The sequence below is a fragment of the Shewanella sp. NIFS-20-20 genome, assembly GCF_019209865.1.
Taxonomy (GTDB): domain Bacteria; phylum Pseudomonadota; class Gammaproteobacteria; order Enterobacterales; family Shewanellaceae; genus Shewanella.
This window is the reverse complement of record NZ_JAHUTT010000093.1, coordinates 1-7,788: the sequence shown is the minus strand read 5'-3', so window position 1 is coordinate 7,788 and position 7,788 is coordinate 1. Positions and strand designations below refer to the sequence as shown.

The following is a 7,788-nucleotide window of genomic DNA, read 5'->3' as shown; positions in this document are numbered from 1 at the left end:
CGATTGATATGAGTACGCGCCAAAGCTTCTGAAAGTTGCATAAAAAAATCCGATGACAAGGGGTCATCGGATTTTGATCCTTTCAGTGAGATCGTCAAGCGATCTGTCTTAACTGATCGGCATTAAGCGCTAGGCTGACTTTAATGTTTGGTACCAGAGGTCGGACTCGAACCGACACGCTGTTAAGGGCGGGCTGACGCTGTAAAAAGTGAATCCCCTGTCGCTTAGCGACAAACGCCAACGCCAGAAAACAAAAAAGCCAGCGCTAGGCTGACTTTAATGTTTGGTACCAGAGGTCGGACTCGAACCGACACGCTTTTAAGGGCGGGGGATTTTGAATAAGTTGCGTCTAATTTGACTGTTATTTTTCAAACAGTTAGAGTTCAAAATATAGACTTTGCAAATTCTTTGCAAAGCAGCATCAGGCGCAAGCAATGAGTAAACAGATAGAACGTCACGACATTACTGACGAGTTATACGTCTACAAGCAGGATAATAGCGAACGTTGGTACGCGCGAATCAAGGTCGCTGGAAAATGGAAGGCAAAGGCGACTAAACAAAAGGAAAAAGATAAAGCTATTGCCATCGCCCATCGACTTCAGATGGAATTTGAGTTCATGGCTGAACGCAACTTGTTGATTGGTTCCAAGCGCTTTCGTGATGTGGCTGAAAAGGCCATCAGTACCATGCAAGAGGCTATCGGTAGCGGCACTGACGTCGAGAAGTTCACCTCCTACATCCAAGTACTGCGTAAATACCATATCCCTTTTTTCGACCGCACATACATCACCTCAATTGACAGTGAGAAACTACGCTCATTTGACATATGGCGTGAAGCCAAACTTGGTCGAAAGCCCGCCAAATCAACACTATTGAACCACAATGCAGCCATGCAACTGGCGTTCAAAGAAGCTGTAGAGCGAAAGTGGATGTTAGCCGCTCAAGTTCCGACGCTATCGACCAAAGGCGTCGAATCACAGCGCCGTGCCCATTTCTCACCTAAAGAATACGACAGAGCTTTTGACGCCGTGTTGAAGCTGGAACAGAACAGCCGGAAAGAAAAAACCAGACAAATACGCGAACTTCTATTGGACTACATGGAATTTGCGGTGAATACCGGTATTCGACCAGGCACAGAGATGGAAAGCCTGACTTGGGGTGACATCCATATAGATACCAATGAGCACAACATCATTTTCTACATAACCGTGAGGAAAGGTAAGACAACGAGGCACACTGGAACCAGAGAGGTTGTATGCCGGGACGAAATTTTCTCAAGCATTCAGGAATTAAGAGAACGCTTTCCCAATTGTAAGCGGACTGACAAGCTGTTTAGGTTAGCTGACGGCAGCGACACCAAGGAACTGAGCAAAGCCTTCGATAAAGCACTAACAGAAGCGGAACTAAAGGACTCTCCACACGGTGTCAGAACCCTCTACTCTTTACGTCATACCTACATCACGTGGCAAATTCTGGCAGGGGTCAGCATGGAAGTCTTGGCGAAGCAGTGCGGAACCAGTGTTTCTATGATTGAACAACATTACAGCCATGTCGTGCCCAAAATGTTCAGTAAAGAGCTATCAGGCGTAGACCTTGGAGTATCGCCATCTAAGCGACCTAAATCGAGGTTGACCTCCAAGTATAAAAGCCGCCTGACTGATACCTTCAAAGATTGGCAGCTACGTTATCGTCAACAAGGTTGTATCTAGCAGAAACCCGAAATGAAGCGGCTGCCCAAGCGTTTATGGATAAAGCGATCGGCCAGCATGGGCTTCCGGATAAAGTCGTGATTGACAAAAGTGGCGCCAATGTAACGGCGTTGTTTGGCCTCAATAGCCGTATCCTGCTGTCAGGGTGGCAGGGGCATTTTGTGGATGTGCTAACGGTGAAATATCTCAACAATATCGGTGAGCAAAGCCGCCGACCAGTGAAACGGAAAATGAAGCGATGCATGGGGTGGAAATCTAGAGTTGATGCAGAGTCGACGATCGCCGGCGTTGAGCGGTGGCAAATGCTACGAAAAGAACAGATGGTCAATGCAAACGGCATGACCATCTGTGAGCCGTTCTATGCGTTAGCAGCCTAATTGTATCTGGTGAATAGACTCGCCTTGCGATTCCTCAAACTTTGCGACACTACCAGAAGTGTGTCTGATTGAAATCAGTTCACTTTTTGACTCAGGATGACCTGGGATTTCCGTCCCCTTCCACTAACTTTGCAACGGAGCCAAGATAACTCATACAGGCTTTGAACTCGGGCCGGTCAGCGGTTCGCCCGCTCCTTTTCTCCTGGTAAACCCTATCGCAATTGGCGCCGCCTAATTTATCCAGTTGAACTTCCAGGCTCTGGCCTGTGGAGCTGACTCTTGCATAACCGATCCGTGCCATTTCTACCACAATCTCTAAGATGTTTTGATTTGCAAATTATGATAGTAGTTTTGGTAGCGGGTTTCTAGGTTTACAAAATGTATACATTTTGATATTTGCAAAGCAAAAAGAAGGGCAATCGTATGATTGCCCTTCTCGCAAACTATTTTATCAAGTTGAGTTGATGATGGATTGTAGCGTAAATCAGGATAATGTTAGCCGCCACGATCGCGATATTAACAAACAACATTTTATTAGATATTTTTGACGGCTTAAACAGCAGTATGTTTTTTAATGGGATTACCCCAAATCCTCGTGTTACACATGTCAGCCCTTTTATATCTATATTGTGCTTTTGCGCTTCATGTCTTAAAGCTATTTCATATACAAATAGTGATAGCAGCCAAATAGCAATTGCAATATTTAATTCGATTTCCATGCCATTATTTCCCATTGAAGTTTGTGTGCTTCATCAATACGTTATTGATGGAAAATCCCCATGTAGTTCCCATTTCCAGTCCTGTTTGCAGCTGAGCTCCCGGGAGCATGTTCATTTCGACGCCAGTAGTTACAAAAAGAGCCGTAACAGAAGATTCCCATGCCCAAGCTCCATCTGTAGATGACGCATTTTGGAATATGTAATTTGCACCTCCAGAAACTCCATACACCATACCTACACCTTTAGAGAATGTTAACCCTTGATTCGTAGCTACAATTTGGGCGCATCCACCATAATGAATACCTGCACAACCACCAAATTTTATTCCTTGGTCATCGGGCAAGTTTTTTAATGGGGAGTTTACGACTGCATAAGCCCCTGCGTATATATCTGAACTGGCCGCATTCCCCCAATAGCCTTTAAAATCTGACCAAAGTCTGCCTGCGTTTGATTTGAAGCTTTCCCATCCTCGTTGAATGTTACTTGACTGGGCGTTTACGACGTATTGCAAGGCAGCAAACATCGCACCGTCAGCAAATTTACCACCGGTAATTTTTGAGAAAGTTCCGCCTACAATCGCCTGTATACCAGCACGAGAAGCGATTTCACCATAATTTGCGCCATCGGCAGCTCCATTCACAATACCTATGCCTTTCAAAATCCCTGCCTGAAGAAAGCCGTGACCGAAATTCCCACCTTGTAATTCTGCTATAACTCCACCGGCAACTGCATGACTGCCAATGTGGGCAGCGCCGTTGTTATAGGGGGTTCCCTTAAATGCCCCCCCAATAGCACCAAATACGGCTCCAGATAACGCTCCTTTAAATGCTCCTCGCAGTGATCCCGTTGCAATCCCTCCACCAACGAAGCCCGATATCCCGCCGGCGATTGCACCAATGGCAACTTGACTGCCCGCCAGAGAGGTTCCTGTTAACAATCCCGCTGCCCAGCCCGTTGCTGCACCGTAGGTCACTATCGATGCTACAATTGCGACTATTGGCCTCCAGAATTTCTTGAAGAAATCTCCAATCTTCTTGAAGAAGAATCCCGAAGGGTCGGTATAGCTCATGGGATTATTCAGCACATAGGCATACCGGTTAAAGCTCTGGCTGTTACCCGGGTCCTGTATATGTGGGTCGGCTTGCAGGAATCGGCCTATCGTCGGGTCATAAATCCGCCCGTTCATATGAATAATATTCAGGTGGTCAACGCCTTCATGACCGGTATAGCCTTTACTCGCCGCTGGCGCGATGTAGTCATTCAGTATCGAATGGCGGTAAGCCGCCGTTTGCTTACCCCAGGGGTCATAGGTAAATTGTTGTACCACGTTCCCGTGCTGGTTGGTAATGGTGGTGGTTGAGCCTTGATGGTCTTTATGCAGGTAATACTCATCCTGGGTATTGTTACTGCGCTTGGTTATCACCAGATTGCCCACGTACAGTTTCTGCTCAGTTAGCGTCGGCTTACCACCACCCGTGCGGGTGACTTTTTCATAGCCGCCCACATACTGAGTGGTCAGGTAGGTGGTGACACCGCCTTCAACTTTGACATCATACCGCTCATAACGTTGTTGACCTGCATCGTATTTAAACCGGGTTTGTTCGTTACCGCGGGTGATGAGAGTGACCTTGTCATCGCTGTTGTATGTAAAGCGACGGCTGCCATCATAGGTGATATTACCGTTACCATCATAGGTCATGGTGTGTGTTGGACTGTCGGTTATCAAACAATTTGACCCGCTCAGTGACCCCACAGGACAACTTAGTGTTACCGCAGCAGTTAACTGGCGATGACAGCTACTGCCAGATACACTCCAACCTGATGGACAACTCCAGCTGCTGGGGCTGGCGGTTAACGTCCCATTGCATGTTGTTCCAGATAACGTCGTATTGGCAGGACAAGACCACGTTGGGTTCGCCGTCAGCAATTTATTACATCGGTCTCCCGACATTGTGCTTCCTGCAGGACAAGACCAACTGTTACTTTGTGTCACAATTTGCTGGCAACTGGTTCCGGATAAGGTCGAACCTGTCGGACAGCTCCAACTGTTGGTGGTAGTTGCTAGAGTCGAACAAGTTGCGCCAGACAATGTACTACCAGTTGGGCAGCTGTAAGTGTAGTTGGCTACCAGCGTCTTTTCACAGGTTTCTCGACTAGGCCCTACATTAGAGTAGCCAGGGGGGCATTGCCAAAAACAGCTTTGTCTGGGGGCTAGCCGGGGATCTTCACCTCCACCACCGCCTCCGGTACAAACCCAACTCGCCGATGTTGTGAGTACATTGATGCACTTATCTAACGACCCAGAGTAACTGTATCCTGATGGGCAGGATTTAGATGCACTGGTTGTAACCTGTTTTTCGCAACGCCGTGTCGAACTGTTGTATGTATATCCAAATTGGCATGTTGGTGTTGCATTTGTGGTCACCACTTTCTGACAGGTTGTACCAGTCCAGGAGTAACCAGAAGCGCAGACTGGCGTTGCAGCGGTATTCTGATTTTGGGTACAAGTTGTACCGTTCCACAGATAACCAGATGGACACACCGCAGTGGCCGCAACAGACAGTTGCTTTTGACAGGTACTGCCATTCCAGCTGTAACCCGCCGGGCACACTGCTGTGGCAGCCCGGGTTTCAGACTTGATACAACTGGTTTGAGCACTGTTTAAGCTGTATCCTGCAGGGCAGGATTTGACGGCTGCTACAGTCCGGGTTGTGCCAATCGACGCCAGTCGGTAAGGGTTATTGGCATCATAGGTATACTCGCCTGTTCCGCTCTTGGCGGTAATGTTACCCAAATCGTCGTAATCGATGGTGTGAGTGGATTTAAAGTCGTTGGGTAAGCTGGTGCCGCCTGCATGGATATTGATGGTGCGTTCATACAGGCGATACAGGTCATCATAGTGGTAATTTTCACTGAACGTCGCCGGCGCTGAACTCAGCGCATGTTGGCGCCATTCCAGGTTACCTACAGTATCAAACCGGTAGTCCAACTGATGGGCAGTTACCCCGTTGGTGCTCAGAGTGATGCTATTTACCCAGCCGGTTTGTTCCTCAAATACCGTGGACTCCTGCGCGCCGTTGCCGTAGGTCACGGCTTCTACTTGGCCGCGGGCGTTCATGTCAGTAATGGTCTGGTAGGCCTTGCTGGTTTGCTGGTCGGTGCGTTTAAACAAATAACCCTGTGAGTTGTAGTGATTCATCACGGTCAGCAGATTATTGGGGTATTGCTGAGTGTGCAGGCGCCCCTGACTATCGTAAGTGAACCGGTGAGTATAGCTGATGCCTCCTTGGGTTGTGGTGGTAGTGGCCACCCGGCCAGCGTTGTCATAGCCCAGTTGTTTGCGATGCGCCCAGTCGCCCGCGCTGCAATCGCTGACGACGCTATCATAGCGGGTCTCGCTGATGAGCTGGCCGGCGGTGCGGTTACTGCGGTTGCCGTAGGCCCAGCAAGACGTGCCATCCGGTGCGGTTTGCCGGATTTTACGCCCCAGACTGTCATAGTACATAAAGCGGGACTGGTTTTTGCCGCTGGTTTGAGACAGCATTTCACCAAAGGCATTGTAGGTATAAAGCCACTGACTTTTGTCGGTATCAAAGGTGCTGGTCTTGCGTCCGTAAGCATCAAATGTGGCACTGCTGCGCAACGTTTCCTGGCCAGAGGCCGTAGTGATGTAACTGTGACTCAGGTTGCCGCCGGCGTTATACACAAATTCCAGCTCGTTCCCAATGTCATCGATAACCCGGTGAGGTTCTCCCACTGCATTACTGATGCTGCGTTTTTGTTTACCGTTTGGGTCCAACGTTAAAGTTTCAAATCCCAAGAATTGCGTCGCTGACACGCCATCATTGGGGTTGGTCTGCTGCGTTACCCGCCCCAGCGTATCGTAGGTAAGCGCTGTGAAGTACGGGCTGAGTGAATCAAATGCTGGCTCATAATGACGGACGGGGCGCCCTTGGGCGTCATAGTCAGTTCCGCTGACAATCCAGCGGCCATCAAAGCCTCGAACTTTTTTACCGATTTCCCGGCCATATTTATCCACGACAACCTGACTGTCCGGCGTGCCTGCCTTTTGTTTGGCTGTCAGCAACCGCCCGCCATTGAATGGCTGACAATCGGCGCCGCAGTTAGCATAGCGGTATGTGGTAGGCACGCCGTCCGGTGTAACTTCGCGCACCAACCGACCCCAGTCATCATACTCCTTGGTCAGCGCTCGGCTATTGGCATCTGTGACGGTGACCTTAGTGATGTTACCGGTTACCACATCGGCAGACTGCCCGTTATAGGTGTAGGTACTGGTATCCCCCAATGAATTAGTGACTGATTTCAGGTGTCGCCCACGGGTATCATACTGATAGCGGGTTTGACGGGTTTGCTGAGTCGCTCCGCCCGCGTCTATGCCGCCAGTGACACTTTCGGTCAGGGTGTTGCCAAAGGCATCATAGGTCTTGGTGGTAGCCAGCTTGTAGCGATTGTCATTGGGGGACACAGTTGAAGTGTGTAACAGCCCATTGGGGTAGTAACTGAAACTACTGCTGGTTTCAATATCGTTTGCAAACTCGCGCTGACCAAAGCGGGACTTGGTGACGATGGTGCTACTCAGTCGCCCTTTGGCTTCTCCACCGCCAGCCCCCTGATATTGGCTGAGGGTTTCCACCCGTGACTCCAGCTGGCCGCTGCTTAAGTTGGTGATGTCGGTGACCGTGCGCGTGACATTACCCCAGTCATCCAGCTCGGAGGTGGTCTCCGTTCCGATAAGCTCCCGCATAACCCCATCAGAGCCATACTGGGACGTGCGCTCTGACACGGTTTCGGCGGTCTTGCGGTAAATACCGTCACTGTCTTTACTGAAAACATATTCATTGATGGCCGAGTGCAGCACCTCACCCTGATAGCTCTGTCGGGTTGCCAGCGGCATCCCCACCTGTGGAAAGACCTGATGATAGAGGGTTTCAGTGTTAACGCCGGTTTGGTTGTCTATGGTAC

At 49.4% G+C, this 7,788-nt stretch carries 4 protein-coding genes and 1 pseudogene; 2 read left to right on the top strand and 3 right to left on the bottom strand.

The window, feature by feature from the left end; all coding sequences use genetic code 11:
- Positions 1-434: 434 nt before the first annotated feature.
- Complete coding sequence (locus KU855_RS18175; protein ID WP_218532598.1) at positions 435-1,709, top strand: site-specific integrase; 1,275 nt, start codon at positions 435-437, stop codon at positions 1,707-1,709.
- Positions 1,703-2,086, top strand: a pseudogene (locus KU855_RS18170) (DDE-type integrase/transposase/recombinase); the annotation flags it as partial. The gene KU855_RS18175 and the pseudogene KU855_RS18170, both read left to right, overlap by 7 nt.
- A gap of 91 nt (positions 2,087-2,177) precedes the next feature.
- On the opposite strand, the gene KU855_RS18165 reads toward KU855_RS18170, so the two are convergent.
- The 3 genes from KU855_RS18165 to KU855_RS18155 all read right to left on the bottom strand — a co-directional run bounded on the left by KU855_RS18165 (position 2,178) and on the right by KU855_RS18155 (position 7,684).
- Positions 2,178-2,387, bottom strand: a complete 210-nt coding sequence (locus KU855_RS18165) for a recombinase family protein (RefSeq protein WP_218532594.1) — start codon at positions 2,385-2,387, stop codon at positions 2,178-2,180.
- 142 nt (positions 2,388-2,529) lie between these two features.
- The gene (locus KU855_RS18160) at positions 2,530-2,805 is read right to left on the bottom strand and encodes a hypothetical protein (protein ID WP_218532588.1); all 276 of its coding nucleotides are present in this window, start codon (positions 2,803-2,805) and stop codon (positions 2,530-2,532) included.
- Positions 2,806-2,809: 4 nt separating this feature from the next.
- The gene (locus KU855_RS18155; protein ID WP_218532585.1) at positions 2,810-7,684 is read right to left on the bottom strand and encodes an RHS repeat-associated core domain-containing protein; all 4,875 of its coding nucleotides are present in this window, start codon (positions 7,682-7,684) and stop codon (positions 2,810-2,812) included.
- Positions 7,685-7,788 lie beyond the last annotated feature (104 nt).

Coding starts and splice junctions, on each gene's coding strand:
- KU855_RS18175 (WP_218532598.1), top strand. CDS start 435: ATGAGTAAACAGATAGAACGTCACGACATTACTGACGAGTTATACGTC.
- KU855_RS18165 (WP_218532594.1), bottom strand. CDS start 2,387: ATGGCACGGATCGGTTATGCAAGAGTCAGCTCCACAGGCCAGAGCCTG.
- KU855_RS18160 (WP_218532588.1), bottom strand. CDS start 2,805: ATGGAAATCGAATTAAATATTGCAATTGCTATTTGGCTGCTATCACTA.